The 26,060-nt window shown below is 61.2% G+C and carries 19 protein-coding genes; 6 read left to right on the forward strand and 13 right to left on the reverse strand.

Going from position 1 to position 26,060, the window contains the following annotated elements; all coding sequences use genetic code 11:
• Nucleotides 1-5: 5 nt before the first annotated feature.
• Nucleotides 6-1,715, forward strand: a complete 1,710-nt coding sequence (locus MF6394_RS03535) for a PTS fructose-like transporter subunit IIB (protein WP_069557483.1) — start codon at nt 6-8, stop codon at nt 1,713-1,715.
• Between the two features lie 190 nt (nt 1,716-1,905).
• On the forward strand, nt 1,906-3,447 hold the full coding sequence (locus tag MF6394_RS03540; RefSeq protein WP_078466190.1) for an alkaline phosphatase D family protein: 1,542 nt from the start codon (nt 1,906-1,908) through the stop codon (nt 3,445-3,447).
• Nucleotides 3,448-3,584: 137 nt separating this feature from the next.
• On the opposite strand, the gene MF6394_RS03545 is transcribed toward MF6394_RS03540, so the two are convergent.
• Both MF6394_RS03545 and MF6394_RS03550 read right to left on the reverse strand, forming a co-directional pair.
• Entirely contained in the window at nt 3,585-6,110 is a 2,526-nt protein-coding gene (locus MF6394_RS03545) for a PepSY domain-containing protein (RefSeq protein ID WP_078466191.1), read from the reverse strand.
• A gap of 123 nt (nt 6,111-6,233) precedes the next feature.
• Complete coding sequence (locus tag MF6394_RS03550) at nt 6,234-8,519, reverse strand: TonB-dependent receptor (protein ID WP_078466192.1); 2,286 nt, start codon at nt 8,517-8,519, stop codon at nt 6,234-6,236.
• A 205-nt stretch (nt 8,520-8,724) separates the two neighbouring features.
• On the opposite strand from MF6394_RS03550, the gene MF6394_RS03555 reads away from it, so the two are divergent.
• Complete coding sequence (locus MF6394_RS03555) at nt 8,725-9,405, forward strand: Fe2+-dependent dioxygenase (protein ID WP_003188464.1); 681 nt, start codon at nt 8,725-8,727, stop codon at nt 9,403-9,405.
• A gap of 2 nt (nt 9,406-9,407) precedes the next feature.
• The gene (locus MF6394_RS03560) at nt 9,408-10,157 is read left to right on the forward strand and encodes a tetratricopeptide repeat protein (RefSeq protein WP_069557487.1); all 750 of its coding nucleotides are present in this window, start codon (nt 9,408-9,410) and stop codon (nt 10,155-10,157) included.
• 48 nt (nt 10,158-10,205) lie between these two features.
• On the opposite strand, the gene MF6394_RS03565 is transcribed toward MF6394_RS03560, so the two are convergent.
• The 5 genes from MF6394_RS03565 to MF6394_RS03585 all read right to left on the reverse strand — a co-directional run bounded on the left by MF6394_RS03565 (nt 10,206) and on the right by MF6394_RS03585 (nt 15,272).
• Complete coding sequence (locus MF6394_RS03565) at nt 10,206-11,369, reverse strand: type III PLP-dependent enzyme (RefSeq protein ID WP_032893596.1); 1,164 nt, start codon at nt 11,367-11,369, stop codon at nt 10,206-10,208.
• 453 nt (nt 11,370-11,822) lie between these two features.
• Nucleotides 11,823-12,980: an osmoprotectant ABC transporter ATP-binding protein OsmV gene (locus MF6394_RS03570; RefSeq protein ID WP_003188471.1), complete on the reverse strand. Its 1,158-nt coding sequence runs from the start codon at nt 12,978-12,980 to the stop codon at nt 11,823-11,825.
• A complete protein-coding gene (locus MF6394_RS03575; RefSeq protein WP_003188473.1) occupies nt 12,977-13,630 on the reverse strand; it encodes an ABC transporter permease in 654 nt (217 codons plus the stop codon). The genes MF6394_RS03570 and MF6394_RS03575 overlap by 4 nt, the downstream gene beginning before the upstream one ends.
• A gap of 12 nt (nt 13,631-13,642) precedes the next feature.
• A complete protein-coding gene (locus tag MF6394_RS03580) occupies nt 13,643-14,536 on the reverse strand; it encodes a glycine betaine ABC transporter substrate-binding protein (protein WP_044271547.1) in 894 nt (297 codons plus the stop codon).
• A 19-nt stretch (nt 14,537-14,555) separates the two neighbouring features.
• A complete protein-coding gene (locus tag MF6394_RS03585; RefSeq protein ID WP_004372306.1) occupies nt 14,556-15,272 on the reverse strand; it encodes an ABC transporter permease in 717 nt (238 codons plus the stop codon).
• Nucleotides 15,273-15,604: 332 nt separating this feature from the next.
• Between MF6394_RS03585 and MF6394_RS03590 the strand changes: the two genes are divergently transcribed.
• Nucleotides 15,605-17,188 (forward strand): peptide chain release factor 3, encoded by a 1,584-nt coding sequence (locus MF6394_RS03590; protein ID WP_003188476.1) that lies wholly within the window; start codon nt 15,605-15,607, stop codon nt 17,186-17,188.
• 279 nt (nt 17,189-17,467) lie between these two features.
• On the forward strand, nt 17,468-17,722 hold the full coding sequence (locus MF6394_RS03595) for a hypothetical protein (RefSeq protein ID WP_047712579.1): 255 nt from the start codon (nt 17,468-17,470) through the stop codon (nt 17,720-17,722).
• Between the two features lie 83 nt (nt 17,723-17,805).
• Here MF6394_RS03595 and MF6394_RS03600 read toward each other — a convergent pair whose 3' ends face one another.
• The 6 genes from MF6394_RS03600 to MF6394_RS03625 all read right to left on the reverse strand — a co-directional run bounded on the left by MF6394_RS03600 (nt 17,806) and on the right by MF6394_RS03625 (nt 26,024).
• Nucleotides 17,806-20,064: a TonB-dependent siderophore receptor gene (locus tag MF6394_RS03600; RefSeq protein ID WP_078466193.1), complete on the reverse strand. Its 2,259-nt coding sequence runs from the start codon at nt 20,062-20,064 to the stop codon at nt 17,806-17,808.
• A 402-nt stretch (nt 20,065-20,466) separates the two neighbouring features.
• Complete coding sequence (locus tag MF6394_RS03605; RefSeq protein WP_078466194.1) at nt 20,467-21,438, reverse strand: peptide ABC transporter ATP-binding protein; 972 nt, start codon at nt 21,436-21,438, stop codon at nt 20,467-20,469.
• Nucleotides 21,438-22,406: an ABC transporter ATP-binding protein gene (locus MF6394_RS03610; RefSeq protein ID WP_034134855.1), complete on the reverse strand. Its 969-nt coding sequence runs from the start codon at nt 22,404-22,406 to the stop codon at nt 21,438-21,440. The genes MF6394_RS03605 and MF6394_RS03610 overlap by 1 nt, the downstream gene beginning before the upstream one ends.
• 10 nt (nt 22,407-22,416) lie before the next feature.
• A complete protein-coding gene (locus tag MF6394_RS03615; protein WP_003188486.1) occupies nt 22,417-23,328 on the reverse strand; it encodes an ABC transporter permease subunit in 912 nt (303 codons plus the stop codon).
• A 10-nt stretch (nt 23,329-23,338) separates the two neighbouring features.
• A complete protein-coding gene (locus MF6394_RS03620; protein ID WP_003171721.1) occupies nt 23,339-24,349 on the reverse strand; it encodes an ABC transporter permease subunit in 1,011 nt (336 codons plus the stop codon).
• Between the two features lie 76 nt (nt 24,350-24,425).
• A complete protein-coding gene (locus MF6394_RS03625) occupies nt 24,426-26,024 on the reverse strand; it encodes an ABC transporter substrate-binding protein (protein ID WP_044271568.1) in 1,599 nt (532 codons plus the stop codon).
• Nucleotides 26,025-26,060: the final 36 nt, after the last annotated feature.

Below are 26,060 nucleotides of genomic sequence, written 5' to 3' on the forward strand. Positions count from 1 at the left end.
TTGTGATGAAGTTAGCCATTGTTACCGCCTGCCCGAACGGCATGGTCACCAGTGTGCTGTGCGCCCGCTTGCTGGACGCCGCCGCCCAGCGCATGGGCTTGCACACCAGTGTTGAAGTCGTCGATGTGCAGCGCCCGGAGCGCCAGTTGTCCCAGGCGACGATTGATGATGCCGAGTGGGTGCTGCTGGTCAGCAGTACCCCGGTGGATATGCAGCGGTTTGTCGGCAAACGTGTGTTCCAGAGCACGCCGGCCCAGGCGTTGGCGGATGTCGAAGGCGTGTTGCGCCGTGGGGCTGAAGAGGCCCAGGTGTATGTCGCCAACGACGCAGCGGTGGCGGCCAAGGCTGCGCCGCGTATCGTAGCGATTACCGCGTGCCCCACCGGTGTGGCCCACACGTTCATGGCCGCCGAAGCCTTGCAGCAGACGGCCCAGCGACTGGGTTATGACTTGCAGGTCGAGACCCAAGGCTCGGTCGGCGCCCGCACGCCGTTGAGCCCCCAGGCGATTGCCGATGCCGATGTGGTATTGCTCGCGGCCGATATCGAAGTGGCCACCGAGCGTTTCGCCGGCAAGAAGATTTATCGCTGTGGCACCGGCATTGCCCTCAAGCAATCCGAAGCCATCCTCAACAAGGCCCTGGCCGAAGGCGCGGTGGAAAGCGCGGCCAGCGGTGCAGCGGCCAAGGCGGAGAAAACCGGGGTCTATAAACACCTGCTCACCGGCGTGTCGTACATGTTGCCGATGGTGGTGGCGGGGGGCCTGCTGATCGCCTTGTCGTTTGTATTCGGCATCCATGCCTTCGAACAGCCTGGCACCTTGGCGGCGGCGCTCAAATCCGTGGGTGACCAGGCGTTCCTGTTGATGGTGCCGCTGCTGGCGGGCTACATCGCCTACTCGATTGCCGACCGTCCTGGCCTTGCGCCCGGCATGATTGGCGGGCTGCTGGCGGGGACGCTGGGGGCTGGGTTTATTGGTGGCATCCTCGCCGGTTTCGTCGCCGGGTATTGCGTCAAGCTGATCAGCCGCGCGGTGCAACTGCCCCAGAGCCTGGAAGCGCTCAAGCCGATCCTGATCATCCCGTTAGTGGCGAGCCTGTTTACCGGTTTGGTGATGATCTACCTGGTGGGGCCACCGGTCGCCCGCTTGCTCACGGGCCTGACGGACTTCCTCAGCACCATGGGCACCACCAACGCGGTGCTGCTGGGCATTCTGCTCGGCGGCATGATGTGCGTGGACTTGGGTGGGCCGATCAACAAGGCGGCGTATGCGTTCTCGGTCGGCCTGCTGGCCGCGTCGAGCGGCGCGCCGATGGCCGCGACCATGGCCGCCGGCATGGTGCCGCCGATTGGCATGGGCATCGCTACGTTACTGGCCCGACGCAAGTTCGCCCAGACCGAACGCGAAGCCGGCAAGGCGGCGATGATCCTGGGGCTGTGCTTTATCTCCGAAGGTGCGATTCCCTTCGCCGCCAAAGACCCGCTGCGCGTCATTCCGGCCAGCATCGCCGGTGGTGCGTTGACCGGTGCGCTGTCGATGTACTTCGGCTGCAAACTCGCCGCGCCCCATGGCGGCTTGTTTGTGTTGGTGATTCCGAATGCGATGAACCATGCGTTGTTGTACTTGTTGGCGATTGTGGCGGGCAGTGTATTGACCGGGCTGGTGTATGCCCTGCTCAAGCGGCCGGAAGCGGCCGAGCTGGCCGTGACTGCCTGACACTGGCAAAAAATGTGGGAGCTGGCTTGCCTGCGATAGCATCGACTGGGTTTGCCTGATACACCGAGGTGTTTGCATCGCAGGCAAGCCAGCTCCCACAGGTGAATTTGATCGTTCTCCCGATCGGTGTCACATCCGCTTCATCCCTCCATGCTTAAGTGGCCCTTTTGATACTCAAGAGGGCACCTGCATGAGCCACTTCGATCTGGGCCGCCGCCGTGTGATGCAAGCCGTAGGCGCTGGCCTGTTGTTGCCGGGCCTGGCGCCGGCGGTGATCGCTTCGGTGAAGGACCGGCCGCAACTCACTGACGGCGTGCAATCGGGCGACCTGCAGGGCGACCGCGCCATGATCTGGAGCCGCAGCGACCGCCCGGCGAAGATGGTGGTGGAGTGGGATACCCGCAGTGTGTTCAGCAACCCGCGCCGGTTCGTCTCGCCCCTGGCCGACAGCCGCACCGACTTTACCGCCCGTGTCGAACTCACCGGGCTGCCGGTCGACCAGGCGATTTTCTACCGCGTGCATTTCGAAGACGCCCAGAGCGGCATTGCCAGTGAGCCCTGGTTCGGTCACTTGCGCAGCGTGCCGCAACAGCGGCGCGATATCCGTTTTGTGTGGAGCGGCGACACCGTCGGCCAAGGCTTCGGCATCAACCCCGACATCGGTGGCATGCGCATCTATGAAGCCATGCGCCTGCGCCTGCCGGACTTTTTTATCCACAGCGGCGACACCATCTACGCCGACGGCCCGGTACCCGCGCAGATCACCACCGAAGGCGGGCGCATCTGGCGCAACATCACCACCGAAGCCAAGAGCAAGGTGGCCGAAACCCTCGATGAATATCGCGGCAATTACCGCTACAACCTTCTGGATGAAAACGTGCGCCGCTTCAATGCCGAGGTGCCGCAGATCTGGCAGTGGGACGATCACGAGGTGATCAACAACTGGTCATCGAGCAAGCAGTTGGATGAGCGTTACCAGACCCGCGACATCAACACTCTGGTGGGCCGTGCCCGCCAGGCTTGGTTGGAATACTCACCCATGCGCCGACAGAGCGCCGACGCTGGCGGGCGCATTTATCGCAAGCTCAGTTATGGGCCGCTGCTGGATGTGTTTGTGTTGGATATGCGCAGCTATCGCGGGCCGAATGACGACAACCTGGGCGCTGAAAAGCCCTTCCTGGGGCGTGAGCAGTTGGACTGGCTCAAGCGCGGGCTCAAGGCGTCGCAAGCGCAGTGGAAGGTGGTCGCCGCCGACATGCCCATCGGCCTGGGCGTACCCGACGGTGAGGTCAGCCCCGGCGTGGCGCGTTGGGAAGCCGTCGCCAACGGCGACCCTGGCCCGGCGCAAGGGCGTGAGCTGGAGATTGCCGAACTGCTGGGGTTCCTGCATGAGCACAAGGTGCGCAACCACGTGTGGCTGACGGCGGACGTGCATTACTGCGCGGCGCATCACTACCACCCGGACCGCGCGGCGTTCCAGGATTTCGAGCCGTTCTGGGAGTTTGTGGCAGGACCGTTGAATGCCGGGAGCTTCGGGCCCAACCCACTGGATAAAACCTTTGGCCCGCACGTGGTGTTCCAGAAGGCGCCACCGGCACAGAACACCTCGCCGTTCGCGGGCTTTCAGTTTTTTGGTGAAGTGCAGATTGATGGGCAGACGGCGGAGTTGACGGTGATGCTGCGCGACTTGGATGGGGTTTCCGTGTTCGAGCAGAAACTGCAACCGACCTGATTGGAATGCAATCAAAACTGTAGGAGCGAGCTTACTCGCGAAAAACTCACAGACGCCGCGTTATTCAGGAAGCCCGCGTTATCGTTGACGTTCTTCGCGAGCAAGCTCGCTCCTACAGAAGGCAGGCATTAGCAGGGTCAGTAGACATCCCTACGATAGCGGCCTTGTTCGATCAGGCGCTCCAGCGCCTCATTGCCCAGGATGTCTGCCAGTGCCTGATCCACGCCCGTCGCCATCCCCTGCAAGCTGCCACACACATAAATCGCCGCGCCATCCGCCAGCCATTTACGCAGCACATCCGCTGATTCGCGCAAACGGTCCTGTACGTAGATTTTCTCCTCCTGGTCCCGGGAAAACGCCAGGTCCAGCAGGGCCAGGTCTCCATTGGCGAGCCAGCCTTGCAGTTCGTCCTGGCACAGGTAGTCGTGGGCGATATTGCGCTCGCCAAACAGCAACCAGTTGCGCTGCTGGCCGTCGGCAATACGCGCCTTGAGCAAGCTGCGCAGGCCCGCCAGGCCGGTGCCGTTGCCCAGCAGAATCAGCGGCACAGGCGCGTCGGGCAAATGGAAGCCGCTGTTGCGCCGCAGGCGCAGGCTGATGGCCGAGCCGAGGGCGGCGTGTTCAGTCAGCCAGCCGGAGCCAAGCCCCAGGCTGCCGTCGGGGTGGCGCTCCTGGCGCACGATCAGCTCCAGCACACCGTCGCTGGCAATCGAGGCGATGGAGTATTCGCGCATGCCCAGCGGTACCAACGCGTCCACCAGTGCCTGGGCGTGCAGGCCGACCAGGTGCGTGCGGTTGTCCGGCAACTGGCGCGTGGCCAGGGCCTGGTCGAGGGTGTGGGCGACGCCGTCGATTACCACGCCGTCGCTGCCGACCAAGCCCAGGCCGGCCAGGAAGTGTTCGATGGCCCAGGGGCAATTGCGCGGCAGGACTTCCACCAGGTCGCCGGCCAGCCAGCTGTGCGCAGACGTGGATGTGAGGCCCAGCAGGTAGACGGGCGAGCCGACACTGTCGGGGTTGAGCAGGGTGCGCTGGCTCAGGGTCCAGTTTTCGTACTGGGCCGTCGGCCAGGCCGCTGCCGGCGCATGCCCGGTGAGCTGGCCCAGTTGTTGTTGCCAGGTCGGCAACGCCAGGGTGTCGCCGCTGTCGACTTCCACCGGGGCAAACAGGGGGTTGCCGCCCTGGTTGGTCAGCCAGAAATGCAGGCGCCGAGCAAAGCCGCAAAAATGCTCGTACTGCCGGTCACCCAGGGCCAGCACCGAGTAGTTCAAGCCTTTGAGGGGCAGCGCCTGGCCGGGCACGCTGCGCTCGAAACCACGGGCGCTGTCGGGGGCTTCGCCGTCGCCAAAGGTACTGACCACAAACAGTGCGTTCTGCGAGTGGCTGAGGTCGTCAGGGCTGACACTGCCCAGGGGCTGCACCTTTACCGCCAGGCCCGCAGCCTGCAATTGCCCGGCCGTTTGCCAGGCCAGTTGTTCGGCAAAACCGCTCTGGCTGGCGAAGCCGATCAGCCAGGCCGGCGCATCGCTGTGGTTACCTGTCAGACCTTTGCGGGCATCGCGGACCTGGCGCTTTTTGCGGCGTCGGTCGAGGTACAGCAGCCAGCCCGTGATGAAGAACAGCGGCATGAGCAGGGAGCTGACGGTGAGGACAATCCGCCCGACCAGACCGAAATAGCTGCCGGTGTGCAGCGCATACACACTGGTCAGCAACTGCGCCTTGAGGCTTTTGCTGGCGTAGCGCTCGTGGGATTTGACCTCGCCGGTGGCCGGGTCTAGGTTGATCTGGTTCAGCGCGCGGTCATGGGGCGATGAGTTGAGCAGGTAATACACAGTGGCCGGTTGCCCGGCCACCGGCGGCATCCGAATGTTGTAGGCGCTCAAGTCGGGGCCGGCGTTGCTGTAGATGCTGCTCCAGATCGCGTCGTAGTTGGCCACCGGAGCCGGGCCAGCGGGGGCTGGGCCGCGCTTGCGCATGCGCTCGTTCTGCGGCGCGTCGGACAGCAGTTTGGTCACGCCACGGTTGTACCAGTCGTAGGACCAATACAGCCCGGTCAGCGCCGCCAACAGATAAAACAGCAGGCACCAGGTGCCGAATACCGAGTGCAGGTCCCAATTGAAGCTGCGGCCCTTTTTGCGCCAGTCCAGGGTCAGCCAGACGCGCCAGCTTTTCACCTGGCGCGGCCAGCGCAGGTACAGGCCGGAGAGGCAGAAGAACAACAGGATCAGGGTGCAGGCGCCGGTGATATTGCGCCCGGTATCGCCGATGGCGAGGAAGCGGTGCAGTTGCAGGATAAAGCCGAACAGGTCCTGGCCGACCGCGTCGCCCATGTAGTCGCCGGTGTACGGGTCAAAGTAGCGCATCTGGCCACGGCGCTCGCCCGGTGGCGGGGTGAAGGACACGCGGCCGGCGTTGCCGCTGTCGCTTTCTACCCACAGCATGGCCACGGTCTTGCCTTCGGCCGCTTCCAACTTGCGTACCAGCTCGGCGGGCGGCAGTACACCGGCCTCGCGTTTCTGCACGCTCAACACGGTGGGGTTGAGCGCCCGCAGGATCTCGTCCTGAAACGAGTACGCGGCCCCGGTGACCCCCATCAAGGCCAGCACCAGCCCGGCCGTGATGCCGAAGAACCAATGCAACTGGAACAGGGTTTTCTTCAACACGTCGGAGCGCCTCGCTTAGCTGGATATCTGATCACGGCGCGCATTATGCCGTGAGTTGCCGGGAAACACGCAAAAGCCCCACGCATCCGATGTGTGGGGCTTCTGGCTGGAACTTTACCGCTTTTAGAAGTGGAAGCTGGTGGTCAACAACGCCGTACGACCGGCCGCCTGGTTGGCGAAGTGCGTGGAGAAAGCCTTGTCGTAGTAGGTCTTGTCAGTCAGGTTCTGCACGTTCAATTGCAGGTCGACGTTCTTGGTCAGCTTGTAGCTGGCCATGGCGTCGTAGCGGGTGTAGGAGGGTACATACACCGTGTTGCCGACGTCGCCGTAAACCTGATCGACATAGAAGGCGCCGCCGCCGATGGTCAGCTTGGGCGTCACGTCGTAGGTGGTCCACAGGCTGAACGAGTTCTTCGGCGTGTTGGGCATTTGGTTGCCCTTGCTGGAGCCGGAACTCACGACACCGTTACGCCCGTTGAGGCCGGATTTGACCAGTTCGCTGTCCAGATAGCTGTAGCCCGCAAACACCTGCCATTGTTCGGTAATTTTGCCGCTGGCGGACAACTCGATGCCATCGACCTGAGATTCACCGGCGTTCTGGTAGGTGAGTGCATCCACCAGGATGCGGGTATTTTTCTTCTCGGTGCGGAACACGGCTGCGGTCAGGGACAGGCGGTCGTGGAACAGGTCCCACTTGGTGCCCAGTTCGTAGTTGACGGTTTCTTCTGGCTGCAAGTCGCTGGTGGCGGCACCGGCAGACAGTGGGTTGCCGTCGGAACCTTCGCCTATCAGGCCACCGGCTGGCGTGGCCGATGTTGCGTACGAGGCGTAGATGCTGCCGTTCTCCACCGGCTTCCAGACCAGGCCGGCCTGCCAGTTGAAGAACTGGCTGTCGTCCTTGATCTTGGTGCGTCCGGCGACGGCGTTGGTGTTGGCTTCGGTGTCAAAGGTGTCGTAACGCAAGCCTACGTTCAGCAGCCATTTCGGATCGAGCTCGATGGTATCGAACACGTACGCGGCACGGCTGGTGGCTTTGGTGTTGGTGCCGTTGTAGTTGCGGGCGATGCTGCCGTTCCAGGCATCGTCGGGGTTTGGGTTGCTCAGTGAGGTGCACTGGCCGCCCAGGCTGCCCTTGGCGGTGGTGCACACCGGGTTCGCATTAGGGCTGACGGTGTAGCCACTGACACGGGTTTCTTCACCGGTAAATTCCAGGCCAGTGGAGTAAGTGTGCTTGAAGCCCAGGGCCTGGAAGCTGCCAAACAGGTCAGTCTGGTTGGTGGTTGTGGTCGTGGTGGAGACACGGCTGTTGGCGCGACGCCAGACGGTGCCATAGCGGTTGACGTTGAACTTGCTGTCATCCGGCTGAGTGAGCACATAGTCCTGGCCGGTGCTGCCGTGGCGCAGGGTGTTTTTGAGCGTCATGTTGTCGTTCAGGTCGTGCTCGATGGAGAACGTGCTGATGTCGGCGCGAGTCTTGCGGAAGTCACGGCTTTTCAAACCGTAGAAGTTGTTGCTGTCGCCGCCATCGTTGGGTTTGTCATGCACGTGGGCCGTGGCGGTTGCTGAGCCATAGCCATACGGAATCCCCGAATCCGGCAGGTCATCACTTTCCATATGGTAGTAGCTGAGGTTGACGCGGGTCGGTGTGCCCAGGCCAAAGGTCAGCGACGGTGCCACGCCCCAACGGTCGTAGTTCACCGCATCGCGGCCAGCCACGTTTTGTTCATGGCTCATCAGGTTCAGGCGGAAGGCCGCGCTGTCGTCGAGGAACTGGCGGTTCACGTCGAGCACGTAGCGGCGGGTCTGGTCGGAGCCGTAGGTAAAGCCGCCGTTGGTGAAGTCCCGCGCTTGTGGGGTCTTGCTCACCAGGTTGAGGCTGCCACCGGCCGAGCCACGGCCGCCGAACGAGGAGTTGGGGCCTTTGCTGACTTCGATGGACTCGATGTCGAAGATCTCGCGGCTCTGGCCGCCGGTATCGCGTACGCCATCGAGGTAGGTGTCGCCCTGAGCGTCAAAACCACGGATAAACGGACGGTCGCCCTGAGGGTTGCCACCTTCACCGGCGCCGAAGGTGATACCCGGTACGGTGCGCAAGGCATCCTGCAACGAGGTGGCGGCGGTGTCCTTGAGTACTTGTTGCGGCACCACAGTGACCGAGCGCGGCGTGTCCACCAGCGGCGCGGTGTACTTCTGCGAAGAGGCTTTCTCCACCTGGTAGGAGGTGTTGTCCTGCTCTTGGCCGGTGATGTTGGTGGCGCCGAGGGAGATAGGGTTGCGCTCGCCTTTTGGCTCGGTATTTTCAGCCGCCTGCGCCAGGTGGGCGGCGGAGCCGGCACTCAGGGCAACGCCGATGGCCGAAGCCAGCATGCGTGGTGAACTGACCGGTATTTTTAGAATAGTGCGCGACATGACGTGTCCCTTCCCCAAGGATGTGAGGCCGCGGAATATAGGGCCAACAAGACTTTGTATCAATTGCGAGATATTGCTATTCGCATCAAATTTACATTCTTTACACTTTTTTGTTACGGAATTTGCCCTCTCGTTCGTCCCCGTGTTTTACAGGGCGGATAAGAATCAATACCATTGACGCCTCTCTGATCGCAGGTATTGCCTCATGTTGCTGCACATTCCCGGCCTGTTCTCTCGCGAGGAGGTGCTGCGCATTCGCCAAGCCCTGGAAGAGACCGAATGGGCTGACGGCAAAATCACCGCCGGTCACCAGTCGGCCAAGGCCAAGCACAACCTGCAATTGCCTGAAGGTCACCCCTTGGCCAAGGAAATTGGCGCAGCCATGCTGGAGCGGTTGTGGAGCAACCCGCTGTTCATGTCGGCCGCGCTGCCGCACAAAGTCTTCCCGCCGCTGCTCAACTGCTATACCGCAGGCGGCAGTTTTGACTTTCATATCGACAATGCGGTGCGCCAGCCCAAAGGCAGCCACGAGCGCGTGCGCACCGACCTTTCGTCCACGCTGTTCTTCAGTGACCCCGACGACTACGACGGCGGGGAACTGGAGATCCAGGACACGTTCGGCCTGCAGCGGGTCAAGCTACCCGCCGGCGACATGGTGCTGTACCCCGGCTCCAGCCTGCACAAGGTCAACGCGGTGACCCGTGGCGCGCGCTATGCCTCGTTCTTCTGGACCCAAAGCCTGGTGCGCGAAGACAGCCAGCGCACCCTGCTGTTCGAGATGGACGGCGCGATCCAGCAACTGACCCGCGACGTCCCCGACCACCCCGCGTTGATCCAGCTCACCGGCACCTACCACAACCTGCTGCGCCGCTGGGTCGAGGTCTGAACATGGGCTTTTTATTGCGCCGCGAAGAAGTGCTCAACGTCGAACAATTACAAAGCATGCTCGACGATTCGCCGGTGCGCGCCGCCCAGGCAATCCTCATCGCGGCCAAGGCAGGCGTGGTCGATGCCCAGGCCCTGCTCGGGCAAATATTGCTGGAAGGGCGCGGCATTGCGCGCGATGAAGCCTTGGCGCTGCGCTGGTTCCAGATTGCCGCGCAGGGCGGGCACCAGATGGCGCGCAATATGACCGGGCGCTGCCTGGAGCATGGTTGGGGCTGTGCCGTCGATGAAGCCGCAGCAGCACGGGAATATCGCCTGGCGGCACACGCCGGGTTGGATTGGGCGCAGTACAACTACGCCAACCTCTTGGCTACCGGCCGTGGCGTTGTAGAAGACCAGGCGCAAGCACTGGCGCTGTACCGCCAGGCCGCCGAGCAGGGCCACGCCAAGTCCATGAACCTGCTCGGGCGCTACCTGGAAGATGGGCAGCATTGCCCCAAGGACCTTGAGGCGGCTGTCGAGTGGTATCGCCGTTCAGCCGAGGCCGGGGATTTTCGTGGGCAGTTCAGCCATGCGGCGGTGCTGGCCGACAGCGGCCAGATCGATGCGGCACTGGAGTGGTTGCGCAAGGCGCTGGAAGGCGGGAATCTCAAATTCCTGCGAACGGCGCACAAGGCCCTGGCGCTGGCGGATGATCCGCGAATTCGCGCCATGGCCGAGGCCTACCAACAAAGAGCCGCGACCTTTTCGTAAGCCAAAAAAAACCCATGACGCGTCATGGGTTTTTTATGCGAAGCGGGCTTACACGTAAAACGACTTCAACGGCGGGAACCCATTGAACTCCACCGCGCTGTAGCTGGTGGTGTAGGCACCGGTCGACAACCAGTACAGACGATCACCAATGGCCAGGTTCAATGGCAGGCCGTACTTGTAGTTTTCGTACATGATATCGGCGCTGTCGCAGGTCGGGCCGGCGATGACCACTTCTTCCATCTCGCCTTTCTTCTCGGTCCAGATCGGGAACTTGATGGCTTCGTCCATGGTTTCGATCAGGCCGGAGAACTTGCCCACATCCGTGTACACCCAACGCTCGACCGCGGTACGGGACTTGCGCGCCACCAATACCACTTCGCTGACCAGGATGCCGGCGTTGGCGATCAGCGAACGGCCAGGCTCCAGGATAATTTCCGGCAGGTCGTCACCGAAGTCTTCCTTGAGGAAGCGGATGATTTCTTCGGCGTAGGTTTCCAGGCTGTTGGTGCGGGTGATGTAGTTGGCCGGGAAGCCACCGCCCATGTTGATCAGCTTCAGGTGAATGCCGTCTTCTTCTTTCAGGCGTTCGAAGATCACCTTGACCTTGGCGATGGCCGCGTCCCACACGCTGATGTCGCGCTGTTGCGAGCCGACATGGAACGAGATGCCGTACGGCACCAGGCCCAGGTCGCGGGCGAGGATCAGCAGGTCCATGGCCATGTCGGTCTGGCAACCGAATTTGCGCGACAACGGCCAGTCGGCGGTGGTCGAGCCTTCGGTGAGGATGCGCACATACACTTTCGAGCCCGGCGCGGCCTTGGCGATGTTGCGCAGGTCGGCTTCGGAGTCGGTGGAGAACAGGCGCACGCCCTTCTCATAGAAGTAGCGGATGTCCTTGGATTTCTTGATGGTGTTGCCGTAGCTGATACGGTCGGCGCTGACGCCGCGGTCCATGACCTTGTCCAGCTCGTAGATCGAAGCGATGTCGAAGCTCGAGCCTTTGTCTTTCAACAGGTCGATGATCTCGACGGCCGGGTTGGCCTTGACGGCGTAATACACCTTGGCGAATTCGAAACCGGCGCGCAGGTCATCGTAGGCCTGGCTGATCATCGCGGTGTCGATCACCACGAACGGGGTTTCTTGCTTGTCGGCGAACGCCTTCATTTTGTCAAAAGTGGCGCGCGCGAAATAATCTTCGACCTGGATCGACATGCTGGGAACTCCTAAGGGCAAACTAATTTGATCAATGGGTGCAAATGAACGTCCTCCGTATCCCCACTTTGGTTCGCCTACTTCCCAAGGCATGTCGCCGAAAGCAAAAAGGCCACGGGGTAAGCTGCCCTTGGCCTTGCTGTCTCGTCGTCAGTACTTGAGCCGGATGGATCGTTTCCAGCATGGACGTTCGGCGCGAACTTTAGGGCTTGGCGGGCGTGGGATCAACTAAAAATGTCGCGTTTTTGCACGCGTTCGTCGCGCGGCCGCGTGCAGCTACTTATGTAACCGACCGGTGTGACGGATTGATGTTCCCCGGATGGGGAGATTTGAGGTGTTTCAGAGCCACTGAAGGTCCAATGTGGGAGCGGGCTTGCTCGCGAATGCGGTGCACCAGTCAACCTATCTGGCGACTGACACTCTGCATTCGCGAGCAAGCCCGCTCCCACAGTTTTAAGCCAAGGCTGTCTCGGCAGGGGAGACAATGCTGGTCTTGCCCCCACGGGACTTACCGGAACTCAGGTACTCGGCAATCGACTCCTGGGTCACCTCACCCAAGAACACCCGCTCTGCATCCATCACCGGCAACCACGAACGGTTGAACTCGTACATGCGCGACAGCAGGATGCGCAAATGCTCGTCATAGGCCGCCGTGGCATTGAACTCGCGCAGGTACTGGCCGCAGGTGCCGGCCTGGCGGTGCAGGTCGCGACGGCGAACATAGCCCAGCGCTTTGTTTTCGGCGCAGGTGACCACCACGTAACGGCGGTCATGCTCGTCCATCAGTTCCAGGGCATCGGCCACCGGGGTTTCCGGGCTCACCGACGGGGCGTTGTCCGCCGCGTCTTCGGCTTTTACCAGCAGCAGGCGCTTGAGGGTGCTGTCCTGGCCCACGAAGTTGCTGACGAACTCGTCGGCCGGGTGCGCCAGCAGCGTATCCGGGTGGTCGATCTGCAGCAGTTTGCCGGCGCGGAAGATGGCGATCTTGTCACCCAGCTTGATGGCTTCGTCGATGTCGTGGCTGACCATGATCACGGTCTTGTTCAGCGCGCGCTGCATCTCGAAGAACTCGTTCTGGATCATCTCGCGGTTGATCGGGTCGACCGCGCCGAACGGCTCGTCCATCAGCAGCAACGGTGCGTCGGCCGCCAGGGCGCGGATCACGCCGATGCGCTGTTGCTGCCCGCCCGACAATTCACGCGGGTAGCGATGCAGGTACTGCTTGGGCTCCAGCTTGATCATGCTCATCAACTCGCGGGCGCGGTCGTGGCATTTCTGCTTGTCCCAGCCGAGCAGCTTGGGCACCACCACGATGTTCTCTTCGATGGTCATGTTGGGGAACAGGCCGATCTGCTGGATCACGTAGCCGATGTTGCGGCGCAGGGTCACCTCGTCGAGGTCGGTGGTGTCTTCGCCGTTGATCAAGATCTTGCCCGAGGTGGGCTTGATCAGGCGGTTGATCATTTTCAGCGTGGTGCTCTTGCCGCAGCCCGAGGGCCCCAGGAATACGCAAATCTCGCCTTCGTTGACGGTCAGGCTCACATCGTTGACGGCAGTGACAGTCTTGCCGTTGCTTTGAAAAGTCTTGGACAGGTTTTGAAGTTCGATCATTTGAGCAATCCTTTTGGAGTCAGCGAGCGTTGCAGCCATTGCAGAAGCAGGTCGGCGAAGATGGCCAGGAGGCTGACCAGCACGGCGCCGACGATCAGCATCGACATGTCACTGCGGCTGATAGAGGCCAGAATCAGTACACCCAGGCCACCGGCACCGATGGTGGCGGCGATGGTCATCACACCGATGTTCATCACCACGGCGGTGCGCACGCCAGCGAGAATCACCGGCACCGCAATCGGCAGTTCGACCATGCGCAGGCGCTGGCCGAAGGTCATGCCGATGCCGCGTGCGGCTTCACGAATGCCTGGCTCTACGCCGGTCAGCGCGAGGTAGGTGTTACGCATGATCGGCAGCAGGGAGTAGAGGAACACGGCGGTGATCGCCGGCATTGGCCCCAGGCCTTGGCCGAACTTGGAGTAGAACGGCAGCAGCAAGCCGAACAGCGCAATGGAGGGCACGGTCAGCAGCACCGTGGCGCTGGCTTGCAACGGACCTGCCAGGGTGGGGAAGCGCGTCATCAGAATGCCCAGGGGCACGCCGATAAAGATCGCGAGGATCACGGCGATGCCGACCAGGGTGATGTGCTGCCAGGTCAAGTGCAGCACTTGGGCCCAATCAAGATGGGAAAAGGCGTTCAAAAATTCCATGTCTTCTCCTTTTTAGTTGATTGGATGTTGGCGCAGGAAATCGGCGGCAACGGCGGACGGGCTTTCATGGTCGACGTCGACCCGTGCATTGAGCTGGCGCATGGTTTCGTCGTCGAACAGGTGGGCCAAAGGCTTGAGTTCGGCGGCCAGTTGCGGGTGTTTGTCGAGGTATTCCTGGCGGATCACCGGGGCTGCGGTGTAGTCGGGGAAGTAGTGCTTGTCGTCTTCCAGCAGCTTCAACTTGAACGCGTTAAGGCGACCGTCAGTGGTGTAGACCAAACCGGCGAACACCTGGCCGTTACGCAGCGCGGTGTAGACCAGGCCTGCGTCCATCTGCCGGGTGTTTTTGCGCGTCAGGTTCATGTCGTACAGCTTGACCATGCCGGCCAGGCCATCGGAGCGGTTGGCGAACTCGGTGTCCAGGGCGACCAGGCGATGCTCTTTGGTCTCCTGAGCCATGGCTTGGGTGAGGTCGCTGATGCTGTTGATCTCGGGATGTTCCTGCGCGACTTTCTCCGGCAGTGCCAGGGCGTAGGTGTTGCTAAAGCGAGACGGCGACAGCCAGATCAGGCCTTTTTTCGCGTCGAGTTCTTTGACCCGAGCGTAGGACTGTTCGCTGTCGAGTTTCTCGTCGATATGGTTGTAGGCCACCAGGGACACACCGGTGTATTCCCAGATCAGGTCCAGTTGCCCGCTTTCCTGGGCACTGCGCGCCAGGTTACTGCCCAGGCCGCCGGTCACACGGGCGTCGTAGCCCTTGGTGCGCAGGTACTGGGAAGTGATTTCGGCGAGCAGGGTCTGCTCGGTAAACACCCGAGCGCCGATGCGGATCACGGGTTTTTCGGCGGCTTGTGCAATACCTGCAAGCAGCAGGACGCAGCCTAATATCAAGCTCAGTTTTTTCATGTGAATTCCTTTACCGGGCTTAAGACGGGCGCAACCCGCGTTCCAGCCAGAGGCGGCTGGCCATGGTTACCAGGCCATCAAGCAGCAACGCCAGCAGCGCGGTGCAGGCGGCGCCGAGCAGCAGTTGCGGCTGATTGTTCAGGGCAATGCCGGGGAAGATCAGGCTGCCCAGGCTGTTGGCGCCGATCAGGAAGGCCAGCGGCGCGGTGCCGACGTTGATCGCCAGGGCCACGCGCACACCGCCGATGATGATCGGCACGGCGTTGGGCAGCTCCACGCGAAACAGCACCTGGCGAGGAGTCATGCCGATGCCGGTGGCGGCTTCTTTCAGGGAACCCTGAACGTTTTTCAGGCCTTCGTAGGTGTTGCGCACGATGGGCAGGAGGGAGGCGAGGAACAGCGCGAAGATGGCCGGGCCGCTGCCGATGCCGAGGACGCCGAGGGCGATGGCCAGTACGGCCAGGGGAGGGACGGTGTTGCCGATGTTGAAGATCTGCATGAAACGTTCTGCGCGCCCGACCATATTGGGTCGGCTGAGCAGGATACCGGCGGGGATGCCCACAATCAGGGCTGCCAGCATGGAGACTAGGACGAGAATCAGATGAGCTTGCAGGTAAAACAACAAATCGTCGCGGTACAGTTCGATCGTGTTGATGCCGATCCAGTGGACCAGCAGGGCCAGGAGCGCGACGACAACCGCGCCTCCTATCAGCCCTTTGCCATAGCGAATAGCCACAGGCGGACTCCTTTTTTTCTTTTGTCGGCGAACACATTCTCCGGCGGCAATGCCATTCCTGGCTGTCGGCGAATAGGTTCGCGAAAAGCAGCTCGCCGATACTGGCAATGCAGTATGCGATCAAGCCATGAGCGCAGCCTCGTCAGGCTAACTTGCTGATATTTCAGCCCCTGTTCCGAGTGCGGTAGCAGGGGAGTGGACGTCTCGACCTTTTAAAAGGTTCCACACTTGGGTGCATTTAGCCACCCCCAATGGGCTCAACGGTGGTCCGTACCCTCGCGTTTGCGCTATACTCGCCGCCCTTTTTTGACTCACCTGCCAGGCGATTTCCCATGACCCACCAGGCCGCCGAAGTCGCGAAACGCCGCACTTTCGCCATTATTTCCCACCCCGATGCCGGTAAGACCACCATCACCGAAAAGCTGTTGCTGATGGGCAAGGCGATCGCGGTAGCCGGCACGGTGAAATCGCGCAAATCCGACCGCCATGCCACCTCCGACTGGATGGAAATGGAAAAACAACGGGGTATTTCCATTACCACGTCGGTCATGCAGTTCCCGTATCGCGAGCACATGATCAACCTGCTCGACACCCCGGGGCACGAAGACTTCTCCGAAGATACCTACCGCACCCTCACCGCGGTGGACTCGGCGCTGATGGTTCTCGACGGCGGTAAGGGCGTCGAGCCACGTACCATCGCGCTGATGGACGTGTGCCGTCTGCGTGACACGCCGATTGTCAGCTTCATCAACAAACTCGACCGCGATATCCGCGACCCCATCGAGCTGCTGGATGAAATCGAAGCCGTCCTGAAGATCAAGGCCGCGCCGATCACCTGGCCGATTGGTTGCTACCGCGACTTCAAGGGCGTGTACCACCTGGCCGACGACTACATCATTGTGTACACCGCTGGCCACGGTCATGAACGCACCGAAACCAAGATCATCGAGAAGCTCGACTCCGACGAAGCCCGCGCCCACCTGGGTGACGAGTACGACCGTTTTGTCGACCAGTTGGAGCTGGTGCAGGGCGCCTGCCATGAGTTCAACCAGCAGGAGTTCCTCGACGGCCAACTGACGCCAGTGTTCTTCGGTACCGCGCTGGGCAACTTCGGTGTCGACCACGTGCTCGACGCCGTCGTGGACTGGGCGCCAAAACCCCTGGCCCGCGTTGCCAACGAGCGCACCGTGGAACCGGTCGAAGAGAAATTCACCGGCTTTGTGTTCAAGATCCAGGCGAACATGGACCCCAAACACCGTGACCGTATCGCCTTCATGCGCATCTGCTCCGGCAAATACGAAAAAGGCATGAAGATGCGCCACGTGCGCACCGGCAAGGACGTGCGCATCGGCGACGCCCTGACGTTCTTCTCCTCCGAGCGTGAACAGCTGGAAGAGGCGTTTGCCGGCGACATCATCGGCCTGCACAACCACGGCACCATCCAGATCGGCGACACCTTCACCGAAGGCGAAGCGCTGGGCTTTACCGGTATCCCGCACTTCGCCCCGGAACTGTTCCGCCGCGTGCGCCTGCGTGACCCGCTCAAGTCCAAGCAACTGCGCCAAGGCTTGCAGCAATTGGCCGAAGAGGGCGCCACCCAGGTGTTCTTCCCCGAGCGCAGCAACGACATCATCCTCGGCGCCGTGGGCGTGCTGCAGTTCGACGTGGTCGCCAGCCGCTTGAAAGAGGAATACAAGGTGGAGTGCTCCTACGAGCCGATCACCGTGTATTCGGCGCGCTGGATTGATTGCAGCGATAAGAAGAAGTTGGAAGAGTTCTCCAACAAGGCCGTGGAAAACCTGGCGATCGACGGCGGTGGGCATTTGACCTACCTGGCGCCGACGCGGGTGAACCTGGCGCTGATGGAAGAGCGCTGGCCGGATGTGAAATTCCGTGCGACCCGCGAACACCACTAAGGTTTGAGCGGTTAAGAGAAGGGCGAAGCTGTGATGGCTTCGCCCTTTTTATTGGTCGCCAAAAGGCTAAGTGTGGGAGCGGGCTTGCTCGCGAAGGCGGTGGATCAGCCGACGCATCTGTTGAATGACGCCCCGCATTCGCGAGCAAGCCCGCTCCCACAGTTAATCTCGATTTGACCAGAAATTGGCGCAAACCCTTGATCAGAACTAGCTTCAAAGACTGGCGATGGTAATTGGTCTGTCGCCTGGGCTTTACCTACTGACTGGACGGAATCGATCATGAGTATTTTTCAACGAATAGTGCTGTTGATGAAGGTGCTGGTGCTGTTGTCGTTGGGGATGTCGACGGCCTGGGCGCATAACCCGGTGCATGGCTCAGCCATGGTGACGAGTAGCCAGAGCCCGGACTTGCAGTTGGCCAAGTCCGAAGCGGAACCCGGCGATAAAGGCCAAGGTGGCACTGAGGGGGATGATGACTCGACCACCGAAGAGCCCGACAGCGACGACGCAGACGAAGGCGATAGCCAGACGTAGGCTCGCTCAGCAATGTAAAGCGCTTCAAACAATGCCTTGGATGGGGTTTCCAAGGCATTGTTATTACTGGCCGCCCACTTTCCTCAGAACGAAGTGGTCACCGACGCGAAGTAAGCCCGCCCTGGCTCATTGTAGGTCTGCGCCCCCGCATCCTCGGCGTTGCCTTTGCGCGATAAACGCTTGTCCAGCAAGTTGTTGATGCCCACCCGTACGCTCAAGTTTTTATTGAATTCGTAGCCGCTGCTCAGGCCCATCAGCCCGTACGGGTCAACGTCCTGCTGGGCGCTGCGATTGTAACTGCTGGCGCTGCGTGAGTTGAGCGTCGGCGCCTCCTGCTTGCCGTAATAAGTGCCGCTGACCTGGAAAGACAGCTTGTCAGTGGCTTGCCAGTCCAGCGTGGTGTTGACGGTGTACTTGGGGATGATGCTCAAGGGCTCGCCGGTGTCTTTGTCCTTGGAGTCGATCATGTAGGTCAGGTTGGTGTTCAAGTCCAGATCATCGCGCAGGCTGATGAACAGGTTGCCTTCAACGCCCTGCACCAAGGCTGGGCCGCTGTTTTCCCACTCCAATACACGTCGGCCATTGCCCAGACGGAACGCCGCCTCGTTACTGGCGTTGATCTTGTTCTTGTAGTCATTACGGAAATACGTCGCACTGGTGCGCCAGGTGCCCTTGTCCAAAGCCAGGCCGATTTCCTTGTTGACGCTGATTTCCGGCTTCAGGTCCCGGTTGCCCACCAGGTAGCAACCGCCCATGTTGGCTTCGCTGGCGTTGCAGCCATTGCCACGGCTGTAGAGCAAATAGTTCGGGTTGGACTGGTACAGGTTGGGGGTTTTGTAGGCGCGGGCAATGCCGCCCTTGATGCTCAGTTCGTCGGTCAACTGGTGCGAGGCGTTGAAGCTGGGGCTCCAGTTGCCGCCGTATTCCTCATGATCGTCGAAGCGCAAGCCAGGCGTGATCACGGTCTTGCTGCCCAGTTCGATGTTGTCCTCGGCAAACAAGGCGTAGCTTGAGGCGGTGGTCTTGGTGCTGTTGCGGCTCACGCCCGGGATGGCGGGCACGCCGCCGGTGCCTGGGTCGTAAGTTTGCGGGCGCAGCGAGCCTGGGTCGTTCATCGATTCGTAGAGGTATTCGCTGCCCAGGGTCAGCACCTGTTCGGCACCGGCGCTCAGGGGCAGGTTGACCTCGGCGGTGGCCCGCGTGTTGCGCAAGCGGGACTCGAAACGGCCTGCACTGGCCGAGGGCGCGCCTTCGCCGGAACCGGCCAGGCCTTCGTTGAGGCGCTCGTTGCGGGTCAGGTCGTGGGTCAGCGAGGCCAGGGTCGAACCCCAGTCGAATTCGCCGCGATGGGTGGCAGAAAAGCTGCTGCGTTGAATCACACTGGTTTCCTTGCCCACCAGGCTTTCCACGAACGCGCCACCGCCGTTGAGCATGGTATCGCCGGCGAAAATATTGCCCTGGCGGCTGTAGCTGGCCTCCAGGTCGAGGGTTTGCTCGGGGGTGAACTGCCAGCTCAGCAAGCCATTCACATCTTTGTTGCGCACACCTTCGCGGCCGGCTACCAACGAGTCCGGCGTCGCTTGCGCTGCGCGGTTGATGTCGGCGTCATCGGCGTCGGTCTTGTTCAGGCCGCCATAGACGCGGAACGCCAGGCTGTCGGTCAATGGGCCACTGAGATTGAAGTTGGTGCGCTTGCTCGCGCCCTCGGCATCGTTTTCGGGGAAGGCGGTGTAGGCGGTCAGCGAGCCGTGCAGTTGGTCGGTGGGGCGTTTGGTGATGATGTTGATGACACCGCCCATGGCACCGGAGCCATAACGGGCGGCGGCCGGGCCGCGCAGAATTTCAATGCGTTCGACTTCTTCGGCCGGTACCCAGTTGGTTTCGCCACGGGTATCACGGTCACCGCTCCAGCCGTAACGCACAGCGTTGCGCGAGGTGGACGGCTTGCCATCGATCAGTATCAGGGTGTTTTCCGGGCCCATGCCGCGCAGGTCGATCTGGCGGTTATTGCCACGACTGCCGCTGGAACTGTTGCCGGTCAGGTTCACACCCGGCTCGCGGCGGATGATCTCCGACAGATCGTTAGTGGGCGGGCGTTTCTTGATGTCTTCGGCGGTGATGATCGACACGCCGGGCGCTTGCTTGAGTTCTTCGGCGGCGGTGCCCAGTACCCGCGTTTCGCCCAGTACCAGGGCTTGTGGCGTGCCATCCACAGGCAGGTCTGTCGCTTGGATCGGCACTTTGTCGCGCTCTTTTTCCACACTCTGCGCCAGTAGCGCGGGGGACGAAAGGGTAGCGATAAACGCCAGCGAGAGATGGCTGAGCCTGAATTGAGACGACATGTCCACAAAGTCCTTTAGGAGGGGCGATTGAACGAGAGGCGTCTGAATTTTTTTGTGCATCCAGCGCTCTCTGTGCGCCTTAATGGTATTGATTCTCAAACAGAAGTAAATTGCATTTACAATCTATACACTTTTTGAAACGCTCTGGCTCAATGTTTTCAGGGCGTTGGGCATGGGTTCAAACGGTATGTTTTTTGTTACAACCGCGCAAAAAAAAGCCCCTCCGGCCAGACTGATGCGCAATCTGGCGGGAAGGGCGATGGAACTCATTTAAACCGCAGCCCCTTGTAGGAGCGAGCTTGCTCGCGAAGAACCCATGGACACCGCGTTAAGCCAGACTACCCGCGTTATCGTTGACGTTTTTCGCGAGCAAGCTCGCTCCTACAGGGCGGTTGTGTTGCTTCAGGCCACGAATTGCTCCGCGTAGTGGCAAGCCACCTGCCGGTTATCCAACGCACGCAACAGCGGCTCCTGGCTACTGCAGCGCTCCGTCGCATACGGGCAGCGCTTGTGGAACGCGCAGCCAGGTGGCGGGTTCAGCGGGTTGGGCAGTTCGCCGACGATCTTGATCTTCGGCTTGCTCGGGTCCGGGTGAATGGTCGGGGTGGCCGACAGCAGCGCCTGGGTGTAAGGGTGCAAGGGGCGAGCGTAGATGTCTTCCTTGGGGCCCACCTCAACCGGGCGGCCGAGGTACATCACCATCACATCGTCAGCCACGTGCTGCACCACCGCCAGGTTGTGAGAGATGAACACGTAAGCGGTGTTGAATTCCTGCTGCAAATCCATGAACAGGTTGAGTACCTGCGCCTGGATCGACACGTCAAGCGCCGAGGTCGGTTCGTCCGCCACCAGCACCTTGGGTTGCAACATCATCGCCCGAGCCAACGCGATGCGCTGGCGCTGGCCGCCGGAGAACATGTGCGGGTAGCGCTGATAATGCTCAGGGCGCAGGCCCACTTGCTTCATCATCGCCTGCACTTTCTCGCGGCGCTCAGTGGCCGACAGGTTGGTGTTGATCAGCAGCGGTTCGGCCAGTTGATCACCGACTTTCTGGCGTGGGTTCAACGAGGCATAGGGGCTCTGAAACACCATCTGCACGTCTTTGCGCAATTGCTTGCGCTGGGCCTTGTCGGCGCCGGCCACTTCTTGCCCGGCGATTTTCAACGAGCCCGACGAGGGCTCTTCAATCAGCGTGAGGGCACGGGCCAGGGTGGACTTGCCACAGCCCGACTCGCCCACCACGGCGAGGGTCTTGCCGGCTTCCAGCTCAAAAGACACACCATTGAGGGCACGCACGGTGGCGTGGCCCTTGAACAGGCCACGGGACACTTCGTAGTGACGGGTGAGGTCGCGGGCGGTAAGTACGACGGCCATTACGCCACCTCCTGGTTCAGCGGGTAGAAGCAGCGGGCAAGGCTGTTGCTTTTCGGATCAAGGCCCGGGCGCTGGGCGCGGCAGGCGTCCTGCACATACGGGCAGCGCGGCGACAGCAGGCAACCCTGCGGACGGTCATAGCGGCCGGGCACGATGCCCGGCAGCGTGGCCAGGCGCGTAGCACCCAGGCTGTGCTCGGGAATCGCCTTGAGCAGCGCTTCGCTGTACGGGTGCGCCGGAATGTCGAACAACTGCGGCACCTGGCCGACTTCCACGGCTTGGCCGGCGTACATCACGCATACGCGCTGGGCGGTCTCAGCCACTACCGCAAGGTCGTGGGTGATCAGCACCAGGCCCATGTTCTGCTCTTTTTGCAGGGCCAGCAGCAGTTCCATGATCTGCGCCTGGATGGTCACGTCCAGTGCAGTGGTCGGTTCATCGGCGATCAGCAGTTTCGGTTCGCCAGCAATCGCCATGGCGATTGCCACACGTTGGCTCATGCCGCCGGACAGTTGATGCGGGTAGGCGTCCATACGGCTGGCGGCGCCTGGGATTTCGACTTTTTCCAGCAGCTCAATGGCGCGTTTGCGTGCTTGTTTGCCGGACATTTTCAAATGCAGGCGCAGCACTTCTTCAATCTGGAAACCCACGGTGTAGCTGGGGTTCAACGCGGTCATCGGGTCCTGGAACACCATCGCCAGGTCTTTGCCGACGATCTGACGGCGCTGGCGGTTGCTCAACTTGAGCATGTCCTTGCCGTCGAAGTTCAGGGCGTCGGCGGTGACGATGCCAGGATGCTCGATCAGGCCCATCAGCGCCATCATGGTCACGGATTTACCCGAACCCGACTCGCCAACGATCGCCAGTACTTCGCCTTTGTCGACGGACAGGTCGAGGCCATCGACCACCGGCACGGCGGTCTTGTCGCCGAAGCGCACGTTGAGATTCTTGATTTCTAATAGTGACATGGGAATCTCCTCAGGCGGCGTTCTTGAGTTTCGGGTCCAGCGCGTCGCGCAGGCCGTCACCCATCAAGTTGATTGCCAGCACGCTGAGCAAAATGGTCAAGCCAGGCAGGCTCACGACCCACCAGGCGCGTTCGATGTAGTCTCGGGCCGAAGCCAGCATGGTGCCCCACTCAGGGGTTGGCGGTTGTACGCCAAGGCCGAGGAAGCCCAGGGCCGCGGCATCGAGAATCGCCGAGGAAAAGCTCAAGGTCGCCTGTACGATCAGCGGCGCCATGCAGTTAGGCAGCACGGTGATGAACATCAGGCGTGGCAGGCCGGCGCCAGCGAGGCGGGCGGCAGTCACGTAGTCGCGGTTCAGTTCGCCCATTACGGCCGCGCGGGTCAGACGCACATAGGACGGCAGCGACACGATGGCGATGGCGATCACGGTGTTGATCAGGCCAGGGCCGAGGATGGCGACAATCGCCACGGCCAGCAGCAGCGACGGCAGGGCCAGCATGATATCCATCAAGCGCATGATGGTCGGGCCGAGCAAGCGCGGGAAGAACCCGGCGAACAGGCCCAGCAGGATGCCCGGTATCAGCGACATCACCACCGACGACAAACCGATCAGCAACGACAGGCGCGAACCCTGGATCAGGCGCGAGAGCAAGTCACGGCCCAGTTCGTCGGTGCCGAGCAGGAACTGCATTTGCCCACCTTCCAGCCACGCCGGCGGGGTCAGCAGGAAGTCGCGGTATTGCTCGCTGGGGTTATGCGGGGCAACCCACGGGGCGAAGATCGCGCAGAACACGATCAGCAACATGAACAGCAGGCCGGCAACCGCGCCTTTGTTCTTGGAGAAGGCTTGCCAGAATTCTTTGTACGGGGACGGGTACAGCAGGCTCTGATCGACTGCTGACACTTGAGTAGGTGTGGTCATGGTCATGATCTCAGCGCTGGTGACGGATGCGTGGGTTGGCGAAGCCGTAGAGGATATCCACCACGAAGTTCACCAGGATCACCAGGCAGGCGATCAGCAGAATGCCGTTTTGCACCACCGGGTAGTCCCGCGCGCCAATGGCTTCGATCAGCCATTTGCCGATGCCGGGCCACGAGAAGATGGTTTCGGTCAGTACCGCACCGGCCAGCAGTGTGCCGACTTGCAAGCCGACCACGGTGAGTACCGGGATCAGCGCGTTGCGCAGGCCGTGCACGAACACCACGCGAGCTGGCGACAGGCCCTTGGCCTTGGCGGTACGGATGTAGTCCTCACGCAGCACTTCGAGCATCGACGAACGGGTCATGCGCGCGATCACCGCCAGCGGGATGGTGCCGAGCACGATGGCCGGCAGGATCAGGTGGTGCAACGCATCCCAGAACGCGTCCGGCTCGTCAGCCAGCAAGGTGTCGATCAGCATGAAACCGGTGCGTGGCTCGATGTCATAGAGCAGGTCGATACGCCCCGAAACCGGGGTCCAGCCCAGGCTCACCGAGAAGAACATGATCAGGATCAGGCCCCACCAGAAGATCGGCATCGAGTACCCCGCCAGGGAGATGCCCATCACCCCATGGTCGAACAGGGATCCTCGCTTGAGTGCCGCGATCACCCCGGCCAACAGGCCCAGGATACCGGCGAACAACAGCGCGGCCATGGACAGTTCCAGGGTCGCGGGGAAGAGGGCGGTGAACTCGGTCCACACGCTGGTGCGCGTGCGCAGCGATTCGCCAAGGTCGCCCTGGGCGAGCTTGCCGACATAGTCCAAGTATTGCGCATACAGCGGCTTGTTAAGGCCAAGGCGCTCCATTGCCTGTGCGTGCATTTCGGGGTCAACCCGTCGCTCGCCCATCATGACTTCTACGGGGTCGCCTGGAATCATGCGAATCAACGCAAAGGTCAGCAACGTGATGCCGAAGAACGTGGGGATCAATAACCCCAGTCGGCGGGCAATAAAACTAAACATCTTGGTGTGTACCTCAATCAGCCGGTTAGGCAGGTCCGGCACCGTCAGTGTCGACGGTGCCGAGCGTTTTTCTTATTTACTTCACCTGGGTGGTGGCGAAGTTATTGGTGGTCAGAGGGCTTTGGGTATAACCCTCGACGTTCTTGCGCATGGCGGTAAACATTTTCGGGTAGGCCATGGGAATCCACGGCTGGTCCTTCTCGAAAACGGCCAAAGCTTGTTCATAGAGTGCAGCGCGCTCGGCGGGTTCAGCGTCGGCGCGGGCCTTGTCGATCAAGTCTTGAAACTCTTTGTTACACCAGCGGGCGTAGTTTTCGCCGTTTTTCGCTGCATCGCAACTCAGGTTAGGGGTGAGGAAGTTATCCGGGTCGCCGTTATCCCCGGCCCAACCGGCAGAAACCATGTCGTGCTCGCCAGCTTTGGCGCGCTTGAGCATTTCGCCCCATTCCATGACCTTGATATTGACCTTCAGGCCGATCTGGGCCAGATCCGCTTGCATGCGCTGGGCGCCGAGCATCGGGTTAGGGTTGGTCGGGCCGCCGCCGTTGCGGGTGAACAGGGTGAATTCGGTGCCTTCCGGCACGCCGGCTTCCTTGAGAAGGGCGCGCGCCTTGTCCAGGTCGCGAACTGGGTTTTTCAGCTTGTCACTGAAGCCCAGCAGGGTCGGCGGGTACGGCCCGGTGGCATCGACGGCGTTGCCTTTGCCGTACAGCGATTCGTTGTAGCCCTTTTTATCGAAGGCAATATTGATCGCGTGACGTACCCGCGCATCGCTCATGTACTTGTGGGTGGTATTCATGGCGGTGTAGCTGGTGGTCATCGCCGCTAGTTCCGCCACTTTCAGGTTGGGATCAGCCTTGGCGCTGGGTACATCATCGGGCTTGGGATACAGCGCGATCTGGCATTCGTTGGCCTTGAGCTTTTGCAGGCGCACATTGCTATCGGTGGTGATTGCCAAAATAAGCGGGTCGGCCGGCGGCTTGCCACGGAAGTACTCCGGGTTGGCCTTGAAACGCACCTGCGCGTCTTTTGCGTAGCGGTTGAAGATGAACGGCCCGGTGCCGATTGGCTTGGCGTTCAGATCATCGGTCTTGCCGGACTTGAGCAATTGGTCGGCATATTCGGCTGAGTGAATCGAGGAAAACGCCATGGCCAGGTCGGCCAGGAAGGGGGCTTCAGGACGGGTCAGGGTGAACACGACGGTGTGGTCGTCGGTCTTCTCTACGCTCTTGAGCAGTTCTTTAAAGCCCATGCTTTCGAAATACGGGTAACCCACAGCGGACTTTTTATGCCACGGATGATTCGGGTCCAGCTGACGCTGAAAGCTCCAAAGCACATCATCGGCATTCAGGTTGCGCGTGGGTTTGAAATAGTCGGTGGTGTGGAACTTGATGTCGTCACGCAGGTGGAACGTATAGGTCAGGCCATCGGCGCTGATTTCCGGCAGGTCTTTGGCCAGGGCAGGCACCACTTCTGTGGTGCCGGGCTTGAAGTCCACCAGACGGTTGAACATGGTTTCAGCGGCGGCGTCAGCGGTCACGGCAGTGGTGTACAGGACCGGGTCGAAACCTTCCGGGCTGGCTTCGGTGCAGACCACCAGCGGTTTGGCCGAAACGCCGATCGCCACGCTCAACAGCGCAGCGGCCATGGCGGCTTGTAGTGGGAGCATTTTCATTCAGAGCCCTCTGCAATCGATGGAGCCAGAAAAGCG

Origin of the sequence: Pseudomonas sp. MF6394 (assembly GCF_002018845.1) — a bacterium.
GTDB classification, from domain to species: Bacteria; Pseudomonadota; Gammaproteobacteria; order Pseudomonadales; family Pseudomonadaceae; genus Aquipseudomonas; species Aquipseudomonas lactis.